Source organism: Mycolicibacter heraklionensis (assembly GCF_001021505.1).
GTDB lineage: Bacteria > Actinomycetota > Actinomycetes > Mycobacteriales > Mycobacteriaceae > Mycobacterium > Mycobacterium heraklionense.
This window is the reverse complement of record NZ_LDPO01000001.1, coordinates 510179-533034: the sequence shown is the minus strand read 5'-3', so window position 1 is coordinate 533034 and position 22856 is coordinate 510179. Positions and strand designations below refer to the sequence as shown.

The 22856-nt window shown below is 66.7% G+C and carries 18 protein-coding genes and 1 tRNA gene; 12 read left to right on the top strand and 7 right to left on the bottom strand.

All coding sequences use genetic code 11. From position 1 onward, the window contains the following. Positions 1-22 precede the first annotated feature (22 nt). The 6 genes from ABW16_RS02625 (at position 23) to ABW16_RS02600 (ending at position 7106) form a co-directional block, all read left to right on the top strand. Positions 23-754 carry an enoyl-CoA hydratase gene (locus ABW16_RS02625; RefSeq protein WP_047317510.1) on the top strand — a complete coding sequence of 244 codons (732 nt, stop codon included), beginning with the start codon at positions 23-25 and terminating at the stop codon, positions 752-754. Between the two features lie 67 nt (positions 755-821). Continuing rightward, a complete protein-coding gene (locus ABW16_RS02620) occupies positions 822-1934 on the top strand; it encodes an MBL fold metallo-hydrolase (protein ID WP_047317509.1) in 1113 nt (370 codons plus the stop codon). A gap of 93 nt (positions 1935-2027) precedes the next feature. Beyond that, positions 2028-4442 (top strand): cation-translocating P-type ATPase, encoded by a 2415-nt coding sequence (locus ABW16_RS02615; protein WP_047317508.1) that lies wholly within the window; start codon positions 2028-2030, stop codon positions 4440-4442. Between the two features lie 26 nt (positions 4443-4468). Continuing rightward, the gene (locus ABW16_RS02610) at positions 4469-4906 is read left to right on the top strand and encodes a type II toxin-antitoxin system Rv0910 family toxin (protein WP_047317507.1); all 438 of its coding nucleotides are present in this window, start codon (positions 4469-4471) and stop codon (positions 4904-4906) included. Positions 4907-5093: 187 nt separating this feature from the next. After that, a complete protein-coding gene (locus ABW16_RS02605) occupies positions 5094-6680 on the top strand; it encodes an ABC-F family ATP-binding cassette domain-containing protein (RefSeq protein WP_047317506.1) in 1587 nt (528 codons plus the stop codon). A gap of 9 nt (positions 6681-6689) precedes the next feature. Further along, entirely contained in the window at positions 6690-7106 is a 417-nt protein-coding gene (locus ABW16_RS02600) for a hypothetical protein (RefSeq protein WP_047317505.1), read from the top strand. Here the strand turns inward: ABW16_RS02600 and ABW16_RS02595 are convergent. Together ABW16_RS02595 and ABW16_RS02590 are read right to left on the bottom strand one after the other, a co-directional pair. Beyond that, positions 7087-7905 carry an LLM class F420-dependent oxidoreductase gene (locus tag ABW16_RS02595; RefSeq protein ID WP_047317504.1) on the bottom strand — a complete coding sequence of 273 codons (819 nt, stop codon included), beginning with the start codon at positions 7903-7905 and terminating at the stop codon, positions 7087-7089. The two genes, ABW16_RS02600 and ABW16_RS02595, sit on opposite strands and share 20 nt — an antisense overlap. Before the next feature lie 43 nt (positions 7906-7948). Beyond that, on the bottom strand, positions 7949-8971 hold the full coding sequence (locus ABW16_RS02590; RefSeq protein WP_047317719.1) for a DUF1214 domain-containing protein: 1023 nt from the start codon (positions 8969-8971) through the stop codon (positions 7949-7951). A 285-nt stretch (positions 8972-9256) separates the two neighbouring features. Between ABW16_RS02590 and ABW16_RS02585 the strand changes: the two genes are divergently transcribed. Beyond that, on the top strand, positions 9257-11272 hold the full coding sequence (locus ABW16_RS02585; RefSeq protein ID WP_233424675.1) for a hypothetical protein: 2016 nt from the start codon (positions 9257-9259) through the stop codon (positions 11270-11272). A 100-nt stretch (positions 11273-11372) separates the two neighbouring features. Beyond that, on the top strand, positions 11373-13163 hold the full coding sequence (locus ABW16_RS02580; RefSeq protein WP_082133911.1) for an alkaline phosphatase family protein: 1791 nt from the start codon (positions 11373-11375) through the stop codon (positions 13161-13163). Positions 13164-13268: 105 nt separating this feature from the next. Here ABW16_RS02580 and ABW16_RS02575 read toward each other — a convergent pair whose 3' ends face one another. Together ABW16_RS02575 and ABW16_RS02570 are read right to left on the bottom strand one after the other, a co-directional pair. After that, entirely contained in the window at positions 13269-14465 is a 1197-nt protein-coding gene (locus ABW16_RS02575) for an IS481 family transposase (protein WP_047317503.1), read from the bottom strand. A 111-nt stretch (positions 14466-14576) separates the two neighbouring features. Continuing rightward, positions 14577-14652 (bottom strand) — tRNA-Arg (locus ABW16_RS02570). 163 nt (positions 14653-14815) lie between these two features. Here ABW16_RS02570 and ABW16_RS02565 point away from each other — a divergent pair. From ABW16_RS02565 to ABW16_RS02550, 4 genes are read left to right on the top strand one after another with little or no spacing between them, the layout of a single operon-like run. Continuing rightward, positions 14816-15568: an SDR family oxidoreductase gene (locus tag ABW16_RS02565; protein WP_047317502.1), complete on the top strand. Its 753-nt coding sequence runs from the start codon at positions 14816-14818 to the stop codon at positions 15566-15568. A 44-nt stretch (positions 15569-15612) separates the two neighbouring features. Next, positions 15613-16020, top strand: coding sequence for a hypothetical protein (locus ABW16_RS02560; protein ID WP_082133910.1), 408 nt, complete (start codon positions 15613-15615; stop codon positions 16018-16020). A 55-nt stretch (positions 16021-16075) separates the two neighbouring features. Continuing rightward, positions 16076-17752, top strand: a complete 1677-nt coding sequence (locus ABW16_RS02555; RefSeq protein ID WP_047317500.1) for a GMC oxidoreductase — start codon at positions 16076-16078, stop codon at positions 17750-17752. Between the two features lie 18 nt (positions 17753-17770). Next, positions 17771-19114 carry a cryptochrome/photolyase family protein gene (locus ABW16_RS02550; RefSeq protein WP_047317499.1) on the top strand — a complete coding sequence of 448 codons (1344 nt, stop codon included), beginning with the start codon at positions 17771-17773 and terminating at the stop codon, positions 19112-19114. Here the strand turns inward: ABW16_RS02550 and ABW16_RS02545 are convergent. The 3 genes from ABW16_RS02545 to ABW16_RS02535 are packed head-to-tail and all read right to left on the bottom strand — an operon-like array spanning position 19104 to position 22804. Next, complete coding sequence (locus ABW16_RS02545; RefSeq protein WP_047317498.1) at positions 19104-20471, bottom strand: TIGR01777 family oxidoreductase; 1368 nt, start codon at positions 20469-20471, stop codon at positions 19104-19106. The two genes, ABW16_RS02550 and ABW16_RS02545, sit on opposite strands and share 11 nt — an antisense overlap. 39 nt (positions 20472-20510) lie before the next feature. Then, a complete protein-coding gene (gene fadD5, locus ABW16_RS02540; protein ID WP_047317497.1) occupies positions 20511-22031 on the bottom strand; it encodes a fatty-acid--CoA ligase FadD5 in 1521 nt (506 codons plus the stop codon). Continuing rightward, the gene (locus ABW16_RS02535) at positions 22028-22804 is read right to left on the bottom strand and encodes an enoyl-CoA hydratase (RefSeq protein ID WP_047317496.1); all 777 of its coding nucleotides are present in this window, start codon (positions 22802-22804) and stop codon (positions 22028-22030) included. The genes fadD5 and ABW16_RS02535 overlap by 4 nt, the downstream gene beginning before the upstream one ends. Positions 22805-22856 lie beyond the last annotated feature (52 nt).

Sequence of the window (22856 nt, the reverse complement as noted above, 5' to 3'; positions counted from 1 at the left end):
AGCGTAATTAGGCTGGTTCGCCATGATCGGTGTTACCCGCGATGAAGCCGTCACGACTATCGAGTTGCAGCGCCCCGAGCGGCGCAACGCATTGAACTCCCAGCTCGTCACCGAGTTGCGGGAGGCGGTCCTGGATGCCGCCACCCACGACGTCCGGGCGATCGTGCTGACCGGGCAGGGCACGGTGTTCTGTGCCGGCGCGGATCTGTCCGGTGACGCGTTCGCCGCCGACTACCCCGACAAGCTGGTCGCCCTGCACCAGAGCATCGCCGACGTCCCGGTGCCGGTGATCGGCGCCATCAACGGCGCCGCGATCGGCGCCGGTCTGCAATTGGCGATGGTCTGCGACCTGCGGGTGGTGGCCCCCGAGGCGTTCTTCCAGTTCCCGGTCGCCAAGTACGGCCTGGCGCTGGACAACTGGAGCATCCGGCGGCTGACCTCGCTGGTCGGGTATGGCCGGGCCCGGGCGATGATGCTGACCGCGGAGCAGCTGCCGGCCGACGCGGCGCTGTTGACCGGCATGGCCAACCGGATCGGAACCCTTGCCGACGCGCAGGCCTGGGCGCACGAGATCGCCGGGCTGGCGCCGCTGGCGCTGCAGCACGCCAAGCGGGTGCTCAACGACGACGGCGCCTACGAGGAGCAGCAGCCGGTGCACAAGGAGCTGTTCGACAAGGCATGGAGCAGCCAAGACGTCATCGAGGCCCAGGTGGCTCGCGTCCAGAAGCGCCCGCCGAAGTTCCAGGGCGCCTAACGACGATGACCGCGCGGTGACCGCAAACGCGGGGGAGCCCCCGGGTCGCCCCCATAGACTCGTCGTCATGCTGCGCGGGGGACTTCGTCTGGCGGGGGCTACAGCGTCCCTGGCAGCCGGCGGCTGGACCCTTCGTGCGCTGCGCGGCACACCCGCCGCGTTGGGCGCGGCGCCCAGCGCTATCGATGCGGTGGCCACCCGGTCGAGGAACTACCGCGACGGGATCTTTCACAACGTCGAACGCGCCGCGATGGTCAATATGGACCGCGAACAACAGCGGCTGATGTTGCGCGAGTTGTTCGCCGACCGCATCGGGCGACGGCCCTCGGTGCCGATCCCGCTGGAGGTGCCCGATTTCAGCGTGGACGTCGAGCCGCTGGCGATCACCTGGCTGGGACATGCGACGGCACTCGTGGAGATCGACGGCTACCGCGTTCTGACCGACCCGGTGTGGAGCGAACGCTGCTCGCCGTCGGACGCCGTCGGGCCCCGACGGCTGCACCCGCCGCCGGTGGGGCTCGGTGCGCTGCCCGCGGTCGACGCGATCGTCGTCAGCCATGACCACTACGACCACCTCGACATCGACACGGTCATCGCGCTCGCCCGCAGCCAGCGGGCGCCCTTCGTCGTCCCGCTGGGCGTGGGGGCGCACCTGCGGACGTGGGGCATCCCCTCGGAACGGGTGATCGAGCTCGACTGGGACGAGAACACCACGCTGGGCGAACTCACCGTCACCTGCACTCCGGCGCGGCATTTCTCCGGACGGTTCCTGACCCGCAACCAAACCCTGTGGGCGTCATGGGTGATCGCCGGACCCGACCACCGGGTCTACTTCGGCGGGGACAGCGGATACACCGCCAGCTTCGGCACGATCGGTGCCCAGCATGGCCCGTTCGACGTCACGCTGTTGCCGATCGGGGCGTACAACACCGCCTGGCCCGACGTCCACATGAACCCGGAGGAGGCGGTCCAGGCTCATCTCGACTTGAATGCCTCGCCGTCGGGCTTGCTGGTGCCGATTCACTGGGGCACGTTCCGGTTGGCGCCACACCGGTGGGCCGAGCCGGTGGAACGGCTGCTGGCCGCCGCCGACACCGCGGGGATATCGACGGCGGTGCCCAAACCCGGTGGTTCAGTGCGGCTCGACGCCGCCGCGCCAACAGCGTGGTGGAGGCTGTAGCACCATGACGAGGTGGGCGGCTACGGCCGGGGCCACTGTGCTGGCCGGTGGTTTGGCGTACGTCGATCACGACAAGCTGGGAAGGTTCACCCGTTGACCACAGCGCGAACCGCAGGCCTCACCGACGCGCAAGTCGCCCAGCGGGTCGCGCAGGGCCAGACCAACGACATCCCTGCCCGAGCCGCGCGCAGCATCCCCGAGATCATCCGGGCCAACGTCTTCACCCGGATCAACGCGATCCTCGGAGTGCTGTTGGTCATCGTGCTCGCCACCGGCTCACTGATCAACGGGCTGTTCGGGTTACTCATCGTCTTCAACAGCGTCATCGGAATGGTGCAGGAGATCCGGGCCAAACAGACGTTGGACAAGCTGGCTATCGTCGGCCAAGCGAAACCGTTGGTGCGCAGGCAGTCCGGGACGCAGCAGCTCCCGCCGGCCGAGGTGGTGCTCGACGACGTCATCGAGCTGGGTCCCGGCGACCAGATCGTCGTCGACGGCGAGGTCATCGAGTCATCCGACCTGGAGGTCGACGAGTCCCTGCTCACCGGTGAAGCCGACCCGATCGGCAAAGATCTTGGCGACCAGGTGATGTCGGGCAGCTTCGTGATCTCCGGCAGCGGTGCCTACCGGGCCACCCGGGTTGGTCGCGAGGCGTACGCCGCCAAACTGGCCGAGGAGGCCAGCAAGTTCACGCTGGTGAAATCCGAACTGCGCAGCGGTATCAACCAGATCCTGAAATTCATCACCTACCTGTTGATTCCGGCCGGCCTGTTGATCATCTACACGCAGCTGTTCACCACCGACGTGGGCTGGCGAGCGTCGGTGCTGGCGATGGTGGGCGCCCTGGTGCCGATGGTTCCCGAAGGCCTGGTGCTGATGACCTCGCTGGCGTTCGCGGTCGGTGTGGTGCGGCTTGGGCAACGGCAGTGCCTGGTGCAGGAACTGCCCGCGATCGAAGGACTGGCCCGCGTCGACGTCGTCTGCGCCGACAAGACCGGCACCCTCACCGAGAACGGGATGCGGGTGTCGGAGGTCACCGAACTCGATGGCGGCGAAGGCCTTCCGGTACGCCAAGCGCTGGCCGCGCTGGCCGCCGACGATGCCCGCCCCAACGCCAGCATCCAGGCCATCGCCGAGGCGTTCCCCACCTCGCCGGGCTGGACGTCCAGCGCCTGCGCCCCGTTCAAGTCGGCGACCAAATGGAGCGGTGTCTCGTACGGGGAGCACGGCAACTGGGTGATCGGTGCTCCCGACGTGCTGCTCGAACCGTCATCGGCGGCCGCTGAGCAGGCCGAACGGATCGGGGCGCGCGGCCTGCGGGTGCTGCTGCTGGGCGTCTGCGACCAGCCCGTCGACCATCCCGACGCCCCGGGACGGGTGACCCCGGCGGCGCTGGTGGTGCTGGAACAGCGGATCCGACCCGACGCCCGGGACACCCTGGATTACTTTGCCGCGCAGGAAGTCTCGGTGAAGGTCATTTCCGGCGACAACGCGGTCTCGGTGGGTGCGGTGGCCGCCGAGCTGGGGCTGTCCGGGGACGCGATAGATGCCCGCAAACTGCCGTCCGAACCGGACCAACTGGCCGGCGCAGTGGAGGAACACACCGTGTTCGGCCGGGTGCGCCCGGATCAGAAGCGGGCCATGGTGCACGCCTTGCAGGCGCACGACCACACGGTGGCGATGACCGGCGACGGCGTCAACGATGTGCTGGCGCTCAAGGATGCCGACATCGGTGTCGCCATGGGGGCGGGGAGCTCGGCGGCGCGCTCGGTGGCACAGATCGTGTTGCTGGACAACAAATTCGCCACCCTGCCCTACGTGGTGGGCGAGGGTCGCCGGGTGATCGGCAACATCGAGCGGGTGGCGAACCTGTTCTTGACCAAAACGGTGTATTCCGTGCTGCTGGCACTGCTGGTCGGGTTGGTCGGGTTGGCGTCGGCACTGTTCGGCACCAAACCATTGCTGTATCCGTTCCAGCCGATCCACGTCACGGTCGCTGCGTGGTTCACCATCGGCATCCCGGCGTTCATCCTGTCGCTCGCGCCGAACAACGAGCGGGCGCACCCCGGATTCGTACGGCGGGTGATGAGCGGGGCGCTGCCGGCCGGCGTGGTGGTGGGCGTCGCCACATTCGCCTCCTACCTGGTGGCCTACCGCGGCAGCGAAGCCACGTCGGTCCAGCAGATCCAGGCGTCCACCAGTGCGTTGATCACGTTGCTGACCACGGCGGGATGGGTGCTGGCGGTGGTGGCGCGGCCCTATCAATGGTGGCGGCTGCTGTTGGTGATCTGCTGCGGGTTGGCCTATGTGGCGATCTTCGCGATGCCGCTGACCCGGGAGAAGTTCTTGCTGGACCCCTCCAACGTGGCCCTGACGCTGCTGGCGCTCGGTATCGGCGCGCTCGGTGCGGCCGCCATCGAGGCGATGTGGTGGGCCCGGGGCGGCATGCTCGGTGAGCGGCCGAAGTTGTGGCGGGAATCGGCAACGACCACAATGTCCCAGCGATAATCCGTGACACAAGGGGAAAGAACGACATGGCCAAGCTCTCCGGATCCATCGACGTCCCGCTGCCTCCCGAACAGGCCTGGACGCACGCCTCGGATCTGTCCCGCTACAAAGAGTGGCTGACCATTCACCGGGTGTGGCGCAGTGTGCTGCCCGAGACCCTCGACAAGGGCACGACGCTGGAGTCGATCGTCGAGGTCAAGGGCATGCTCAACAAGGTCAGGTGGACGATCGTGAACTACAAGCCGCCCACCGGGATGACGCTCAACGGCGACGGTAAGGGCGGGGTCAAGATCAAGCTGCTCGCCAAGGTCTCGCCGGAGGGCGACGGCTCCAAGGTCAGTTTCGACGTGCACCTGGGCGGTCCGGCGTTGTTCGGCCCGATCGGCATGCTGGTGGCCGCCGCGCTCAAGAGCGACATCAACGAGTCGTTGCGCAAGTTCGTCACCGTGTTCGCGTCGGGTTAATCGGTTGCACGTGCAGTCCTCCCGCAGCTAGGGTGGCGGGCGTCCCCGTATGGGACGTCCCTGCACAGGAGGTCATGGAATGACAGGCATCGCCGGTCTCACGCCGCTGTACGCGCGCTGATCACCGACGAGTTGCCGTAGTCCGGTCCCGGTTGTCAGCGCTCCCGCTGACCTTCCCGGAGACCTCATGTCCCTACCTTCTTTTGACTCCCATGCTGTCGTCACCCTGACCGATGTCGGCCTCACCTGGCCCGACGGCAGTACCGCGCTGGCCGGCGTCACCGGTTCGTTCGGCACCGGCCGGACCGGTCTGGTGGGGGCCAACGGCGCTGGCAAATCCACCCTGCTTCGGCTCATCGCCGGAGAACTCAGGGCGACAACCGGGCGCATCACGACGGCCGGCCGGGTGGCCTATCTGCCGCAGCTGCTCACGCTGGACGCCGGGGCTTCGGTCGCCGAGCTGCTCGGCGTTGCCGATCGACTCGCCGCACTGCGGGCGATCGAAAGCGGCGATGCCGCCGAGAAGCATTTCGAGCTGGTCGGCGACGACTGGGACATCGAATTCCGCGCCGATGCGGCCTTGCGCGACATCGGGTTTTCCTCGGGCGACCTCGATCGCCGGGTTGCCGAACTGTCCGGCGGGGAGGCCATGCTGGTGGCGTTGACCGGGCTGCGCCTGGCGGCCGCCCCGATCACCCTGCTCGACGAGCCGACCAACAACCTCGACCGTGCCGCGCGGTCCGCGCTGGCGCGGCTGGTGGACGCCTGGCCGGGGGCGCTGATCGTGGCCAGCCATGACACCGCGCTGTTGGAGCAGATGGACGGCACCGCGGAGCTTTACGACGGGCGGCTCACCACCTTCGGCGGCCCCTACAGCGCCTGGCGGGTGCACCTGGATGCTGAGCAGGCCGCCGCCCGAACAGCTGCCCGCACCGCAGAGCAGGTCGTCAGGGTGGAGAAGCGTCAACGCGTGGAAGCCGAGACCAAACTCGCCCGACGCAACCGGGCGGCCCAGGTCGCCCGCCAGAACAAGCGCGCCGCGAAGATTGTGATGAACCAGAACGCTGCCAATGCCCAGGTTTCGGCGGGCAAGCTGCGCGGGCACCTTGACGGGCGGGTCCGTGATGCCCAGGCCGACTTGGACGTCGCGTCCGCACGGGTCCGCCACGACGAACACATTCGCGTCGACCTGCCGGACCCGGAGGTGCCCAACAGCCGCCGGCTGGCCGAACTGCCGGGCGTCGACGGGCCGATCGTCGTGCAAGGGCCAGAACGCATCGCCCTCGACGGCCCGAACGGGGTGGGCAAGACGTCGCTGCTGGACGCACTGCTGGCGGGCGCGACCGGGCGCCTGCTCACCGACCGGGTCGGATACCTTCCGCAGCGCCTGGACCATCTGAACGACACCGTGTCCGCGTTCGATGCCGTGTCGGCGGTCTCGGACAGCGAGCCGCGGGCGGTGCGGGCCCAACTGGCCCGGTTCCTGCTGGACGCCGACTGTGTGGCCCGGCCGGTCGGCACGCTGTCCGGTGGTGAACGATTCCGCGTCGCGCTGGCCCAACTGCTGCTCGCCGATCCACCGGCGCAGCTGTTGCTGCTCGATGAACCGACCAACAACCTCGACCTGGCCAGCGTCGGTCAGCTCGTCGACGCGCTCGCGGGCTATCGCGGAGCCTTCATCGTGGTGAGTCACGACGACGAATTCCTGGCGCGGCTCGGCCTGACCAGAACATTGACGATGCCGCGCCGCGGCGTGCTGGTTGATGCGGGCTAGTGTCACAACATGACTCGCTGGCGACCCGGTTGGCTGATTGCGCTGTGCGCGACCCTGCTGTCGGGTAGTGCGTGGCTGCCATGGCTCATCACGTCGGCCAACGGCGGCGGGCATGCCAGTGCGATCGGCGGCAGTGCCGGTGCCATCGCGCTGCCGCCCCGCTTCGGTGTCGGCCAGCTGATCGTGCTGCTGGCCGCCGTCCTGCTGGTGGCCGGCGCGATGGTGGCCCGGGAACTCTTCACCCGGCTGGCCGCGATTGTCGCAGTGCTGGACTCTGCGGTCATCGCTGCGCTGGGCATTTGGTATTACCGGCTGAACGTCGTCGCGCCGATCACCGCCGGTTACGGGCTCTACATCGGCGCCGTCGCGGTGGCGGGGGCACTGGGTTGTTCGGTGTGGGCGCTGGTCACCGCAGTGCGGCGATGACCTCGGCGAAGGCTTCGGCGTGTTCCTGCTGGACGGTGAAGTAGCTGATCCCGTAGCGACGGCGGAGCTCACGCAGCGTGTCGGCCATGTCGTGAACGGATCCCGACAACACGGCCGGTGAAGCCAGCAGTTCCTCATCCGACAGGCTCGGCGCGAATCGGCGGGTAAGCGACAGATTGGGCACCCCGGAGCCGTCGGTCGGCACCGCGGTGATGGCCAGGTTGAGTTCGAGGGCGTCGAACCGGTTGCCGGCGGCCGCGCGGACGAAGCCGATCCGCTCGGCCAGGGGATCGGCGGCACCGTCCACCCGCGCCCCGGTCAATCCGATGATGTCGGCGTGGCGAGCTGCCACGGTGAGCAGCCGATCACCACTGCCGGCGATCAGGATGGGCACGCGCGGCTGATGCGCCGCTACGTATTTCGTCACGTGCTCGAGGTACTCGATGCGACGACCGGCGCTCGGAAAGGGCAGCTCGGCGGCCTCGAACTCCGCGCGGACGTAGCCGGCGCCCAGGCCCACCTCCAGCCGTCCACCCGACAGCACATCGGTGTCGGCGATGTCGCGGGTCAGCAGCGCCGGCTTGTAGAAGCAGGCGTTGAGCACGTAGGTGCCCACCCGGATCGTCGAGGTGGCCGCCGCGGCGGCCACCAGCACCGGGAAGGGGGCCGGGGCGCCAAGATGGTCGGGCACGTGCAGGACATCGAATCCGAAACCCTCCAGCCGCCGTGCGGTCTCGGCGAGTTCGGTCGCCGACCGGATCGGGTTCAGGCCCACGCCGAAGCGAAACTGCTTGTCCACCAACTACCTCCTCAACCGGCTTTGCCGAGTGCGTGCCCTGCCCTCAGCGTGCCGGCCGCGACGGCGGGGGCGCGGGGCTGGGCGCCGGAGTGGGCGTCGACGCCGGAGACCGGGTCTCGCCGCTCGCCGACTCTTCGGGTTGCGCCGCCGGGAAGACCCACTTGCCCGACAGGATCTCCTTCTCCGGCTGGTAGAGCCGGACCAGGTAGTTCCATCCCGGTGTGGTGGGCAGGCAGTTGGGGACGTCGTCCGAACAGCCGCCGAACTGCACGGTCACCGATCCGTCCGCTGCTTTGTCCGCGGTGATGTCGTTGACCGAGTACGCCTGCTGCGGATTCTCCGTGAAGTAGCCGTTCTTGTTGTAGACGGTGACCGACCAGAAGGCTTTCACCGGAACATCTTTGACGGTCAGGCGGTACACCGTGTTGCCATCGTTGCGGGCCGGGGTGACATTGAGGTACAGCGCCTCCTGCTCGGAGTTGCCGCCCCACGCCGCGGCCGCCCCGATCAAATGCCGCACCGGGTCGGTGTCGGCCTCGGTGCCGAACATGCCCCGGGTGTCGGGGATGGTCTGGGCCAGCTCCAACAACGCGTCGTTGACCTTCTTCTGGCTGACCGGGTCCCACCGGGGGACATCGAAGCTGCCCGTGTCGTCTTGACTCGCCGTGATCGCGTCCTGCAATCGGTGTGCCGCGGCCAGGTCGGCGGGATCGTTGGGGTTGGCCAGGATGCGTACGGCGACGGCCACATAGCGGGTTCCGACATGCTTCTGATCCAGGGTGTGCTCGCCGCCGCCGTAGAACATGTCCGTGACGTATTCGTCCTGGCTGATGACTTGTGCCGACATGTACCGCTGACCAGGGTCGGGCAGCGTCAGCGTTACCGGACTGGCCTGCAGGTCGAAGACCGCCGCCGAGTACAAGGTGTCCCGGTTGGAGCGCACCACCAGCTGCCGGTCGACCGGGGTGACGTCGCGCATGTGGAAGAAGCGGCCGAAGCCGTTCTCGTTGACGATATTGGTGAATTCCTGGTCCGTGACAGCCCGCACGAAGTTGTCCGGCGACACCAGCACCATGCCGTTGGGAGTGCTGCGTGGGGCCAGGTTCGCCACCGGGTCGGTGCCGGTCTTCGTCACCGTCAGCCCGCATCCGCTCAGGACCAGGGCCGCCGTCACCGCACCGAACGTGCAAAGCCATCGCGTGGACATGCAGCGCAACCTACCTGGCGGTACCGGCCGATGTGGGCAACCGGTTTCGCGACACGGCCGCTGGGGTGTGCGGCGACTATTGCACCTCCTGCGGACCCGACGTAGGGTCGGAAAATAAAAATTCACCGTGAGTAAAACGAGAAAATGGTTAACGAGATCGGGGGCGTAGTGACCGTGGACATGACGGGCAGCACGGAAGCGCAAGGTCCTTCGGGGGTCTCCCGGTTCCTGTCGTCGGTCCACGGGACGCGGCTGGGGATCGCCGCCGCGGCGGTCGGCAGCGCGCTGTCGATGGTGGTGGGCACCCCGTTGGTCACTGCCGGCAACGTCGCACCCGCGGTCACGTTGACCGCGGGATATCAGCAGGCCCTCGATGACCTGCTTGCGGCTATGAGGCAGGCGCAGGCCAACGACCTGGCGCTGCCGTATGCCTCGCCCGGCGACGCGGACACGCTGATGACGATGCTGCGCAACACCAACTACCAACTGATCACCACCGGATTGTCGCGCGTCACCGAGTTGTTCAACGGGGTGTTCTTCCAATCACCGGAAGTGGTCGCCGGGAACGTCGCCGACTCGCGTCAATACTTCGACTACTTCACCCCCGACATCAACTACCACGTCACCGCGGGGCTGGCTCCCGGTGCGACCTACGTACTCACCGGAACCCTCGGTGGGGCGACCGAGCACATGTCGATCAGCACTATGGCCGTCACCGGTGCCACGGCCCACACCATTGAGGACCTGGAACTCAACCACGGGCTGGTGGTCGACGCCAACGGCAACTTCACCATCTACATCGGACCGGAAGCGCCGGCGGGTGCGGTCAACTTCTTGGACTCAACCGACGCCACCGTCGGGGGTGCGGCGTCCCTGCTGATCCGCGACATGACGGGCGACTGGGCCAAGGGCCCGGCCAGCCTCAGCCTGCAATGTGTGGCCGACTGCCCGCCGTTCTTCTCCATTCCAGCCGGCGGATTCTTCCCCACCGAGGGAGGCGGAACCGACGTGCCGACCGAGCCGGCCAAGATCGGCTCGGTCGATGACGTGTTGAACATGCTGTTCAACGCCTTCGCCCAGATCGTCGTCCCGTTCAACCAGCGCAGCATCGAAGGTGGGGCATCGGTGGGTATGGAGGTGCCCGCCAACACGATGATGACGCTGGCACCGGAGACCAGCTACGGAGTCGGTCTGGAGTCCGCGGTCGTCACCGGCGGCAACTGGGATCTGGATCCCGGTGAGGCGCTGATCCTGAAGGTGCCGAACGTGGAGGCGGCCTACAGCGGCATCGAGTTGATGAACGTCTACGGCGGTGCGCTGCCCTACGTCATGGCCCAGACCACCCTCAACCACACCACCACCTTCCACGCCGACGACGGCTACACCTATTACGTTGTGAGCGCGACGAATCCGGGTGTGGCCAACTGGCTCGACACCGGCGGACTCACCACGGGTGAGATCTTCGCGCGCTTCGAGAACGTCGACGACCGTGACGCCGCGATCGGCCTGGGGGTGACGGCGCAGGTGGTGCCGGTCGGCGATATCGCCCAGTACCTGCCCAGCGACACTCCGACCGTCAGCCCGGAGGAGTTCGCCGCCGACATGGCCCGGCGGGTGATGTCGTATGACTACGCGCTGGACGTGTCCCGGATCCATGCCCAGCCTGCCTGGGTGCTGCAGCATCTGGAGCTCAACGCGCTGTCGGCGCTGATGGGCAGCGATAACTTCGAGTCGGTGTTCGGCAGCCAGCCCTCCACCCCGATCGAGCTGCGGTTCACCGACGCGCTCAGCCCCGACTGGGATGCCGTCATGCGCAGCATCATGGACCACCCGATGGAGAGCCTGACCTCGGTGTGGAACGCGCTGCCGGTGCTGACCAGCGACATCACTCTGCCGATCACGCTGGCGCTGGCCCAGACCGCTATGTCGGTACTGATGCCGCAGATGTTCATCACGGCCATCGACGACGCGCTGTTCAACCCGAACACCAGCATCCTGGCCGGGCTGCTCAACGCCCGTGACGACTTCGCGACGGTGATCCTGAGCGGCAACGACGACTGGCCGACCGAACTGAGTGCCCAGGCAGCCCAGCAGTGGGCGAACATGTCGGATCTGATCGCCTCGACGCCGAGCTTCAGCCTGGCGGATCTGTTCAGCTGAACCCTGACGTTGCGGTTGAGTCTGCGGGCTTGCTGTGGCTTTGAATCGTGTTAGCTGAAGCTTCTTGACAGCCTAGTGCCGCCTGAGGATCGTCAGCCCCATGGCTGTTCAGCGTCTCAGAATCGGGATGGCGGGCGCGATCGGAGCGTTTGCCGTGCTGGGACTGGGGCAGCTGACGTCTGCGCCCGACGCCCATGCCGACGATTTCGACATGCTCATCGACCAGGTCCTCAATGCGATGACGAGTTTCCTGGAGATGGGCTCGGTCAACACGGTGTTGGGGTCGCAGACGGACACCGAGCTCGTCAGCTGGCTCAACAGCCTTGACCCGGTTGGCGCGGCCAGCGCCGATGCGCAAGCGATGAGTCAGAACTTGCTGGTCAATCCCAGTTTTGAGACAGCAGATCCGTCCGGGTCGGGCTACAGCGGGGTGACCATCCCGGGCTGGACCGAGACCGGCACCCCGACCGTGATCGCCTACGGCACCCCGATGGGTTATCCGTCGCCGGTGTCGGCTCCCATCCCGGCATGGTCGAGCTTTCCGCAGAGCGCGCCGTCGGGCGCCGGTGACAATTTCGCCGGTGGCGGACCGGTGGGCACGTCGAGCATCAGCCAGACCGTCGATGTCACCGGTGCGGCCGGAACGCCGTATGCGCTGAGCGCGGATCTCGGTGGACAGGGCTGGGATCCGTCCTCGGCCGCGGTGCAGGTCACCTTCTACGACGCCAACGGAGCCGTGGTGGGCACCGGCGCGCTCGCACCGGTCTCGGTGTGGGATCGCCTGGGCTTCACCGGACTAGAGGACGGTTCCATCACCGGTACGGTCCCCGAGGGCGCCGTCTCCGCGCAGGTGACCACCACCTTCACCGACCGGGACTGGGTCCTGGGCAATTACAACGGCGCCTACGCCGACAACGAGTCGTTCACGGTCGGCGATCCCAGCCTCAGCGCCGCACCGCTGGTCGCACCGGTGTCCGACGTCGGCCAACTGGACCACGTGTTCGTCATCTACATGGAGAACAAAGGTGCCGCCGATATCGTCGGCAGCCCCAATGCGCCGTACATGAACAGCCTGATCAACACCTACGGCTATGACGACAACTACTACGCGCTGGGCCATCCCAGCGACCCCAACTACTTCCGGATCCTGGGAGGCTCGGACTTCGGCATCGATTACAACTCCGCTTTGAACTCCATCGACGCCCCGAACCTCATGCAGGAGATGGACCAGGCGGGCATTTCGTGGGCCGGCTATGCGCAGAGCATGCCGACCGCCGGTGACCTCGTATCATCCGGTGACTACTCCGCTGACGAACTGCCGTTCGCGCAATTCGGCTATGTCTACGGCAACACCCCTGACTACCTGCAGGACCACCTGCTTCCGCTGACGCAGTTGTCCACCGACCTCAATGACCCCAGCACCTTCCCCGGATTCACCTGGATCGCCGCCAACGAGGACAACAACGGGGAGGGCCCGGTCGACTCGCTTAGTGGCATTCTCCAGTTCATTGCCACCCAGGTTGGAGACCATCAGTACAACGTCGCGGCCGCCGACCAGTTCGTCCAGCAGGAGGTCTCTACCATCGAGAACTCGAAGACGTGGACTGACCCGAACGAGCGGGACGTCATCATCGTCACCACGGACGAGGACAACAACAACCTCTCACTGGGCTTCGGCAACCAAGGCAATAACGTTCCGATGATCGTCATCCCGAGCGCGGGTGCGGTGGCCGGCGGGATGCAGTCCGGCAACTTCACCACCGACGACTACTACAACGAGTACAGCCTGATGGCCACGATTGAAGACGCGCTGCGTACCTCGCCGGGAACCCTGGCTCCGCTCACTGACAACGACATGTACGCCCAGCCCATGAACGCCTTCTGGAAGTAATAGTCGCGCCCCGTCATGCAGCGCACTTTGGTGCCCATTTGGTGCACTTTGCTGTTCAACCTCGGTTGATGCTTGACGGATCTTCTTCGGTTGATCGTTGACACTCTAGGTTAGTGATTGGGCCTGTTCGCGGGTGCGGAAGGCCCGTTTGTTTCTTACCTCGCCGCGGCTGGTTCGTGCGGCGGTCTTGACCAGATCGTCGCCGATGTAAAACCGCAGTAGATCCCCGTCGACGTGGATGTCGCAGCGTGAGCCGGCGTGGTGGGCGCCGACGCTGACTTGCTGCCAGGCGACACTGACGACCCCGTTGGTGGTGACCCGACGCGACACCCAGTCATCACCGCTGCGATCGGTGCGGTTGATCGGTGGGCTCACCGCCGTGCCGGTCACGCCCGGGGTGAATCGTTGGGCCGGGGTGAGCATGTCGATTCCTTGGTGCGGGCGGGCGGTGTTGTAATAGTCGACCCACTCATTCAACGCCAGCTGCGCGGCCCTGAGATTGCTGAAAGGCTTTTGGGTGCTCAGGAATTCAGCACGCAAGCTGCGGTGGAAACGCTCAATCTTGCCCGTCGTCGTGGGACTGCGGGGTTGGGTCAACAGATGTTCGATGCCGCTGTGGCGGCAGATCGCATCGAAGAGCACCTCCACCGGTGGGTGATTGAATCGCCCGGTGAACACCTTGCCGTTGTCGGTCAGGATCTGCTCGGGAGCCCCATAACGCGCCAGCGCCGCCCGTAACCCCTCGCAGACCGCCCGGGTCCGTTCCCGGCTCATCAGGTGCGCACAGACGCACATCCGGGAATGATCATCGACACCGGTCAGTGCCTTGGCACTGGTGCCATCGGCCAGCGGGAACCCGCCGACGACGTCCATCTGCCACAGTTGCATCGCCGCGCCGCGTTCCCAACGTTTCCACTTACGCGAACGCCGATCACGCACGCCCGGGTCGATCATGGCTGCCCGCACCAACGCCCGATAGGCCGCCGACTCCGAAGGCACCGGCCTAACACCACGCTTGGCCAACTCGAACACCAACCGGCGCGGCCCCCAATACGGCCGCGACCGACGCAACTCCAACAACTGCGCCTCGACATGGGCATCCATCTGATGCGGACAGCCCCGCGGCCGATGCGAACGATCCTTGAGCCCGTCGAGGCCCTCGGCCTCATACCGGGCCAACCAGGCATGCAGCGTCTGCCGCGACACCCCCACCTTCTCGGCCACCTGCGAGATCGACAACCCATCACCGATCACCGCCATCACGGCCTGATACCTCTGCTCAACCACGCTCAACTCCCTCATCCAGGGAGTGTCAAGGATCAACCGAAACAGCTGACAAGCATCAACCGAAACACCGTCAAGAATCAGCCGAAGCCGAAACGTCAAGCATCACCCGACGTAATACATGCACTTTGGTGCCCCCGGCAGGATTCGAACCTGCGACACCGGCTTTAGGAGAGCCGTGCTCTATCCCCTGAGCTACGGGGGCGGGGGACCTGTCAGAACAGGTGCACAGAACTCTAGTGGATCGCCAGGGGGTGCGCGGTGGGCGGTCGGAGCGCCGTGTCGCCTGAGACGACGAAGCGGCGCCCGCACGGCGCCCCATCGATCACAATGGCGTTGATCGCCGCTTACCAGGAAAGAAGCAGCTCATGAAGATCGCGGTTGCCGGAGGTACCGGCAAGACCGGCCGCAAAGTGGTCGAGCATCTCCACAGCCAGGGGCACCAGCCGGTGATCCTTGCCCGCGCGCACGGGGTTGACCTGATCCAGAACACCGGAATCGACGCCGCGCTCGACGGCGTCGAGGTCGTTATCGACGTCTCCGACTTCGCGACCATGAACGCCAAGAAGGCACGGGGCTCCTTCGGCGCAGCGACCACCAATCTGCTGGCCGCCGGACAGCGCAACGGGGTTCGCCATCACGTCGCGCTGTCGATCATCGGCATCGACCGGGTGCACACCGGCTACTACCAAGGCAAGCTGCACCAAGAGGAAGTGGTGAAGGCCGGCAACGTGCCGTGGACGATTCTGCGGGCCGCCCAATTCCACGAGTTCGCCGACCAAGTCCTGGCGCAGGTGCCCGGCCCGATCGCGCTGGTCCCGAAGATGCAATCGCAGCCCATCGCGGTCAGCGAGGTCGCCGCCCACCTGTGCGGCTTGGCCACCGGCGAGCCCCAGCAGATGGCGCCCGAACTCGCCGGCCCGCGCGTGGAGTCGGTCGTCGACATGGTTCGGCAGTTGGTCCGGCGGCGCGGCCAGCACCGGCCGGTCATCGGACTGCGGATCCCCGGGGCGGCCGGAAAGGGTATGGCCAATGGCGCCTTGCTGCCCACCGACCCCGGGCCGAGGGGTCGGCAAACCTACGCCGAGTGGCTGGCTGCGCTGACACCGGACAGCGTCTGAGCGCCACGATGTCACAAACTCGCTCGCTGCGCCGTCTACCGGGCGTGAACCTCATCGTGCATCGCGGGTGCCTGCTCGTTTTGACCATCGTCGGCCTCAGTCTCGGACTGTGGGCATACTTCGCCCCGCTGCACTGGTACAGCACGTTTCCCGGTATGGGCATGAGGTGGTTGCCGGTGCTCGGCCCGTACAACGAGCACTTCGTGAAGGATGTCGGCGCCATGTTTCTCGCGCTCGGGGCGCTCAGCGCCGTGGCGGTGTACTACCTGCGCAACCGCGCTGTCGTGGTGATCACGGCGATCAGCTGGTCGGTTTTCAATGCGCTGCACCTGATCTATCACCTCGGCATGCTGCATATGTACGGCCCGCGTGACGCGGTGCTCAACGCTGTCGGTCTCAGCCTGCTCCTGGCGGCATCGCTGATCTTGCTCGTACCCGCACGCGCAACGTGATTCACTACGCCATACGATCGCGCCCGCCGCGGGCGAACGCACCAGGAGCCTCCAATTGACATATGACTACGACGTCGTGGTGATCGGTTCGGGATTCGGCGGCAGTGTCGCGGCGCTGCGCCTGACCGAGAAGGGTTACCGCGTAGGCGTGTTGGACATGGGACGTCGCTGGGCCCCCACCGATTTCCCGCCCAACAACTGGCATGTCCGCAAAGCGATGTGGGCACCGAAGCTGGGTTGCTTCGGCCCGCAGCGGCTGACCGTGCTGGGCAAGACGTTCATCGCCAGCGCCGTCGGGGTCGGCGGCGGCTCGTTGATCTACGGCAACACCCTCTACGAACCATTGGAACGGTTCTACACCGACCCACAGTGGGCGCACATCACCGACTGGAAGGCCGAGCTTGCGCCGTATTACGAACAGGCTCGCCGGATGCTCGGGGTGACACCCACCCCGCACACCACCCCGGCCGATGAGGTGTTGTTGGCGGTGGCCCGGGATCTGGGGGTTGAGGACACCTACCACCCGACCAACGTCGGAGTCTTCTTCGGTGATGAGCCCGGCATGACCGTCGCGGACCCGTTCTTCGGCGGGGCAGGCCCGGACCGTGCGGGCTGCATCGGCTGCGCGCAGTGCTTCACCGGTTGTCCGCACAACGCGAAGAACACCACCGAGACCAATTACCTGTATCTGGCCGAGCACGCCGGCGCCCAGATCCATCCGATGACGATGGTCACCGATGTGCGGCCGGACGGCGACGGCTATGTGGTCAGCACGGTGCGCACCGGACGCTGGGTGCGCAAGCACAAGCGGGACTTCACCGCGGGCCAGGTGGTGTTCGCGGCGGCCTCGCTGGGCACCCAGCGGCTGCTGCACAAGCTGCGCGACACCGGATCACTGCCACATCTGTCGCCACGCCTGGGTGAGCTGACCCGCACCAATTCCGAAGAGGTGCCGGTGGTGTTCGCGCCCGATCGTGACGACTTCGCCCAAGGGGTGGCGATCACCTCGTCGATCCACCCGGAAGCCAACACCCATGTCGAGGTGTGCCGCTACGGCAAGGGCTCCAACCTGCTGTCGATGATGGGCACCCACCTGATCGACGGCGGACCCTGGCGATTCGCCCGGTTGATGCTGACCATCGCACGCCACCCGGCGATGATGCTGCACAGCATGTTTCCCCGCAACGCCTCGGCGCACTCGATCATCGTGCTGGTGATGCAGTCCCTGGACAACTCGCTGACCACTTACCGCAAGCGTGGTCTGTTCGGCACCCGAATGACCGCGAAACAGGGTGTGGGCGAACCCAATCCGGACTGGATCCCGACCGCCCACGAGGTGGCGCGCCGGATGGCCGAAAAGGTCGGCGGGATGGCCGGCGGCACCTACCTCGACGCGCTCAACATCCCGTTGACGGCGCACTTCATCGGCGGCTGTCCGATCGGTGAATCCGCGGATACTGGGGTCATCGACCCCTACCAGCGCGCGTACGGACATCCCGGCGTCCACGTGGTCGACGGTTCGGCGATCACCGCCAATCTGGGCGTCAACCCGTCGTTCACCATTACGGCGCAGGCCGAACGGGCGATGGCGTTCTGGCCCAACAACGGTGAGCCAGACTCGCGGCCGCCGCTGGGCCATCCGTACCGGCGCATCCCGCCGGTGGCGCCACAACGCCCGACCGTTCCCGAGGATGCGCCGGGTGCGCTGCGGCTGCCGCTGTCGCCGGCCTGAGGACGAAGGCATAGCCGAATGGCGGTCCTGCTGTGGTATCGCCGCGATCTGCGAGTAGGTGATCTGCCGGCCCTGTCGGCTGCTGTCGCCGAGGACTCCGAAGTGCTGTGTTGTTTCGTGCTGGACCCACGGCTGGAGGCCTCCTCGGGGCAGCGCCGACTGCAGTTCCTCGGTGACTGCCTACGTCATCTACGCGACGAATTCGGTGGCCGGCTTCTGATTACCCGCGGGCTCCCGCAGCGGCGGATCCCGCAACTCGCCGCCGAGATCTCGGCGACGGCCGTGCATGTCTCGCAAGATTTCGCACCGTTTGGGCGCCGTCGTGACGAGCAGGTGCAAGCCGCGCTCGGCGGCATCCCGCTGGTGTCGACCGGATCGCCCTACCTGGTCTCGCCGGGCCGGGTCGTCAAAGACGACGGCACCCCCTATCGGGTCTTCACGCCGTTCTTTCGGCGGTGGCGCGAACACGGCTGGCGCCGTCCGGCGCTGTCACGGACCGAATCGGCGCACTGGATCGACCCCGCGGCGTTGTCCGGCAAGACCACGCAACCGGTGGAGATCCCCGACTTCGGCGGGCAGGTCGACATCCCGGCTGGGGAAGCTGCCGCGCGTGAGCACTGGAATGCGTTTGTGGCCAGCGGGTTGGACCGCTACGACCAGGATCGCGACCTCCTCGGCCGCGACGGGGCAAGCCGGATGTCGGCGTACCTCAAATTCGGCAACATCCACCCGCGCACCATGGTCGCCGACCTCGACCACAGCCCAGGAGCGTCAGCGTATTTGCGGCAGTTGGCTTTCCGGGACTTCTACGCCGCGGTGCTGCACCACTGGCCACGCAGTGCCTGGGAGAACTGGAACAACGAGTTCGACTCGATCCAGACCGATACCGATGCCGAGGCACAACGGCGCTTCGAGCGCTGGAAGGCCGGGACCACCGGATTTCCCCTGGTCGACGCGGGCATGCGGGAACTGCTCGCCACTGGATTCATGCACAACCGCGCACGAATGATTGTGGCCTCTTTCCTGGTCAAGGACCTGCATCTGCCTTGGCAGTGGGGTGCTCGCTGGTTTCTCGATCAGTTGGTCGACGGCGATCTGGCCAACAATCAGCATGGCTGGCAATGGTGCGCTGGGACCGGTACCGATGCGTCGCCGTACTTCCGGGTTTTCAACCCGACGCTGCAGGGCCGAAAGTTCGACCCCGACGGGTCCTACGTGCGTCGCTGGGTTCCCGAGTTGGCCGATGTCACCGATGCCCACCTAGTGCGGCGCGGGCGTCCGCCGGATTACCCGGAGCCGATCGTCGACCATAGTCACGAGCGGGCCGAGGCGCTACGCCGGTATCAGCGGATCAGTACGTAGCGCGACTGGCACGCCCCAACAGATGCCGCAGGAGCGGTTCGAGTTCGGGGGCACGGAACCGGTGTTCGGCCTGGCTCAGGCGCTCCGGCAGTACTCGCTGGCTCGCGCAGGCGAGTTCACGCGCGCCTTGGGCGCCGAGCAGCAATCGTGGCCCCAAGCCCGGTACCGGAAGGATCGTGGGCCGGCGCAGCACTCGTCCCAACGTCTTGGTGTATTCGCCGTTTCGTACCGGATTCGGAGCGACGGCATTGACCGGTCCGGAAAGTCCGGTGTCCCAGAGGGCTCGGTGATAGATGTCGACCAAGTCGTCTATCCCGATCCACGGCAGCCACTGTCGGCCGCTGCCCAGCCGCCCGCCGAGTCCCGCTGCGAACAGCGGCCGCATCAGACGCAGCGTTCCGCCCCGCGGGGACTGCACAATGCCGGTGCGAATACGGACAACGCGAGTACCGGATTGCTCTGCCGGAGCGAGGGCACCCTCCCAGGCGGCGACGACGTCGGCCAGATAACCGTCGCCGCGTTCGCTGTCCTCGGTGAGGACATCGTCGCCGCGGTCGTAGCCGTAATAGCCGACCGCCGAGGCGCAGACCAGAGCGGTCGGTCCATCGGTGGTCTGGGCGATCAACTCGGCTAGTTTCCGAGTCGGCCCGATCCTGCTGTCGCGGATAGCGCGGCGATGCTTGTCGGTGAAGCGTCCTGCGATCGAAGCGCCGGCCAGATGGATCACCGCATCGACCCCGGTCAACAGGTCACGATCCGGATCGTCGGGATTCCACTGCCGCTCAACGGGATTGGCCGCGGCACGCCGCACCAGCCGGATCACCCGATGGCCCCCGGTGCTCAAGAACGCGGTCAGCGCCGAACCCACCAGCCCGGATGCACCGCTGACTGCCACCGTAAGGGGCTGTAGGTCATGGGCTTTGGCGCGCCGGTGTGCTGCGAGGTCATCGGCAAGCTGGCGATGCCGATAGACGAACATCGGCCGCAGCAGCGCCCCGGGCACCGGGGTGTCGACCCGGTCGGTCATCAGCGTCCGGCCGTCACCGAGATCGTCGAACTCGTGAATGTGCCGCCACTTCATCACCAACCTTGCCGGCAGTGACGCCAGGCCGCGGCTGCTGAGTTCGTCGGCGAATTGCCGAGGCGGGTCATAGCCGCCCGCCTGGTGTTCGGCGACCCAACGAAGCCCGCCCGGCAGCGTCAGCTCGGCGATGCCGTCGCGCAACGAGTCTGCTTCGCTACGCAGGTGCATCGGCTGCCACGGCGGGCTCAACCGGGTGAAGGCCCCCGGCCTGGCATGCCAGGCGAAGACCTCGTCACGCGGCGCCTCGATCTCGCTGGAATAGACCAGACCCATGTCCCGACGCTACCGGAACCGCGCAGATCGTCGGCCGCGCTAACCGTACTGCTTGCGCAGCTGCGGCTTGACCACCTTGCCGCTGGCATTGCGGGGCAATGCGTCGATCAGCACCAGTTCCTTCGGGTGCTTGTAGCGGGCGAGGCGCTCGTTGAGGAAGGGTTCGAGGTCTTCCAGCGTCAGCGATGCCTCGGTGGCGACTATGGCCACCGGCACCTCGCCCCACTTGTCGTGGGCGCGCCCGATCACGGCTGCCTCCCGAATCATCGGGTGCTCGAACAGCACGTTCTCCACCTCGGCGCAGTAGATGTTCTCGCCGCCGGAGATGATCATGTCCTTCTTGCGGTCGACGACGTAGACGAAGCCTTCGTCGTCGACGCGCACCAGATCGCCGGAGTGGAACCAGTCGCCGGCGAACGCCTCGGCGGTCGCCTCGGGCTTGTTCCAGTAGCCCTGCATCATGGTCGGCCCGCGGTAGACGATCTCGCCGATCTCGCCGGGCGCTACGTCGTTCATGTTCTCGTCGACGACCCGTGCCGCGATGGTAGGGATCACCTTGCCCACCGAGCCAAGCTTGCGGATCGCGTCCTTGCCCTGGAGCACGCAAGTGATGGGCGACATCTCGGTCTGGCCGAACACCGCGACGTTCAGCGCGTCCGGGAACGTCTCCGCCATGGCCCGCAGTACGGTGTCCGACGCCGGCGCCGCGCCCCAGCTGATCACCTCCAACGCCAGGTCCCGTTGCCGCACAGTCGGATCCGCGCAGATAATCTGCCACTGCGCCGGCACCAGGAACACCGAGGTGGCGCGCTCGCGCTCCCAGGCGTCCAGGGTGTCGGTGGCGTTGAACGCACCGAGCGGGTGGATCACCGTCTTGGTGCCCAGCATGAGGTTGGGTGCGATGCTGCCCAGACCGGCGATGTGGAACATCGGGGCGGCGCAGAAGTACACGCTGTCCGGGCTGATCTGCAGCGCCTGGATGCAGGTCAGTGACTGGGCCAGCAGGTTCGAGTGGGACAGGATGGCGCCCTTGGGACTTCCGGTGGTTCCCGAGGTGTACATGATCAGCGCCGGGGTGTCTTCGGGGACATCGGCTCCCGGGTGCGGGTCGCCGGGCTCGACGATCAGCGATTCGTAGTCATCGCCGAGCACCACGGCCACATCGAGTCCGGTGGTGTTCTTGCGGACCGCCTCGATCAGCGGCGCGAGCAGCTCGTCGGTGATGACGCCCTTGGCGCCGCTGTCGGAGACGATGTAGCTGATCTCGGGATCGGTGAGACGGAAATTGACTGGGACGGCGATGGCTCCCAGGGCGTTGATCGCCAGGACCGACTCGACGTATTCGGTGTGATTGAGCATCACGATCAGGACGCGGTCACCGAAGGAGATGCCGCGCCGGAACAGTGCTGCCGCAAGGCGTTCCGAGCGTTCGTGCAGCTGTCGCCAGGTGGTGTCGTTGCCACGGCAGCGAAAGGCGACGGCGTCGGGACGCATCTCGGCGTGGTTCGCCACCTGATTCATCCAGTGGTTGCGGCGAGACCGCAGCGGCTGAGCAATCATTCGCCGAACACCGCCTTGCGCTTCTGCAGCATCGCGGCGGCGCCTTCGAAGAAGTCGGGGGAGCCCAGCAGCTCCACCTGGCCGGCTTTCTCGCGAGCCAGGGCGGCGTCCAACGATGCGAGGTTAGTGGCGTTGAGCGCGCGTTTGGTCAGTTCGATGGCGCGACGCGGTCCGTGGGCCAGTTTCTCGGCGGCCTCGTTGACCCGGGCGTCCAGCTCCGCCTCGCCGAGCACCGCGTTGATCAGGCCGGCATCGCGGGCGGCGGTCGCCGACAGGCGCTCACCGAGCAGCGCCATTTCGTTGGCCACGGCCCGTCCGGCGGCGGCCGCGACCAGGGCGGTGGTGCCGCCGTCGGGCATCAGGCCGATGTTGGTGAATGACAGCAGGAAGTAGGCGCTCTCGGCGGCGTAGATCAGATCCGCGGCCAGCGCCAGACCCACGCCGACGCCGGCGGCCGGCCCGTTGATCCGTGCGATCACCGGCACCGGAGTCTGGGCGACCGAGGTGACCAGCCGGGAGGCGCAGTCCATGACCTCCTCGGGGCTGACGCCACCGGCCGTGGCCGACAAGTCGGCGCCGGTGCAGAAAGCTTTGCCTTCGCCGGTGATGACGATGGCCCGCACGCCGGGGTCGTCGGCCGCGCCGGCGATGACGTCACCGAGGCCCGCCATGGTGGCGTAGTCGATCGCGTTGAGCCGGGCGGGGTTGGTGATCGTCACCCGCAGCACCCGACCGTCGCGGGTCGCGGTGAGTTTGGCGGCGTTCTCGGACACGGTCAGACCCGCCCTTCGATGAACCGGGATTGCAACACGAAACTTCCTCCGT

Excerpts from the sequence above, each read along its gene's own strand:
- ABW16_RS02625 (WP_047317510.1), top strand. The coding sequence starts at position 23 with ATGATCGGTGTTACCCGCGATGAAGCCGTCACGACTATCGAGTTGCAG.
- ABW16_RS02620 (WP_047317509.1), top strand. The coding sequence starts at position 822 with ATGCTGCGCGGGGGACTTCGTCTGGCGGGGGCTACAGCGTCCCTGGCA.
- ABW16_RS02610 (WP_047317507.1), top strand. The coding sequence starts at position 4,469 with ATGGCCAAGCTCTCCGGATCCATCGACGTCCCGCTGCCTCCCGAACAG.
- ABW16_RS02605 (WP_047317506.1), top strand. The coding sequence starts at position 5,094 with ATGTCCCTACCTTCTTTTGACTCCCATGCTGTCGTCACCCTGACCGAT.
- ABW16_RS02600 (WP_047317505.1), top strand. The coding sequence starts at position 6,690 with ATGACTCGCTGGCGACCCGGTTGGCTGATTGCGCTGTGCGCGACCCTG.
- ABW16_RS02585 (WP_233424675.1), top strand. The coding sequence starts at position 9,257 with ATGGTTAACGAGATCGGGGGCGTAGTGACCGTGGACATGACGGGCAGC.
- ABW16_RS02580 (WP_082133911.1), top strand. The coding sequence starts at position 11,373 with ATGGCTGTTCAGCGTCTCAGAATCGGGATGGCGGGCGCGATCGGAGCG.
- ABW16_RS02575 (WP_047317503.1), bottom strand. The coding sequence starts at position 14,465 with ATGAGGGAGTTGAGCGTGGTTGAGCAGAGGTATCAGGCCGTGATGGCG.
- ABW16_RS02565 (WP_047317502.1), top strand. The coding sequence starts at position 14,816 with ATGAAGATCGCGGTTGCCGGAGGTACCGGCAAGACCGGCCGCAAAGTG.
- ABW16_RS02550 (WP_047317499.1), top strand. The coding sequence starts at position 17,771 with ATGGCGGTCCTGCTGTGGTATCGCCGCGATCTGCGAGTAGGTGATCTG.
- ABW16_RS02545 (WP_047317498.1), bottom strand. The coding sequence starts at position 20,471 with ATGGGTCTGGTCTATTCCAGCGAGATCGAGGCGCCGCGTGACGAGGTC.
- fadD5 (WP_047317497.1), bottom strand. The coding sequence starts at position 22,031 with ATGATTGCTCAGCCGCTGCGGTCTCGCCGCAACCACTGGATGAATCAG.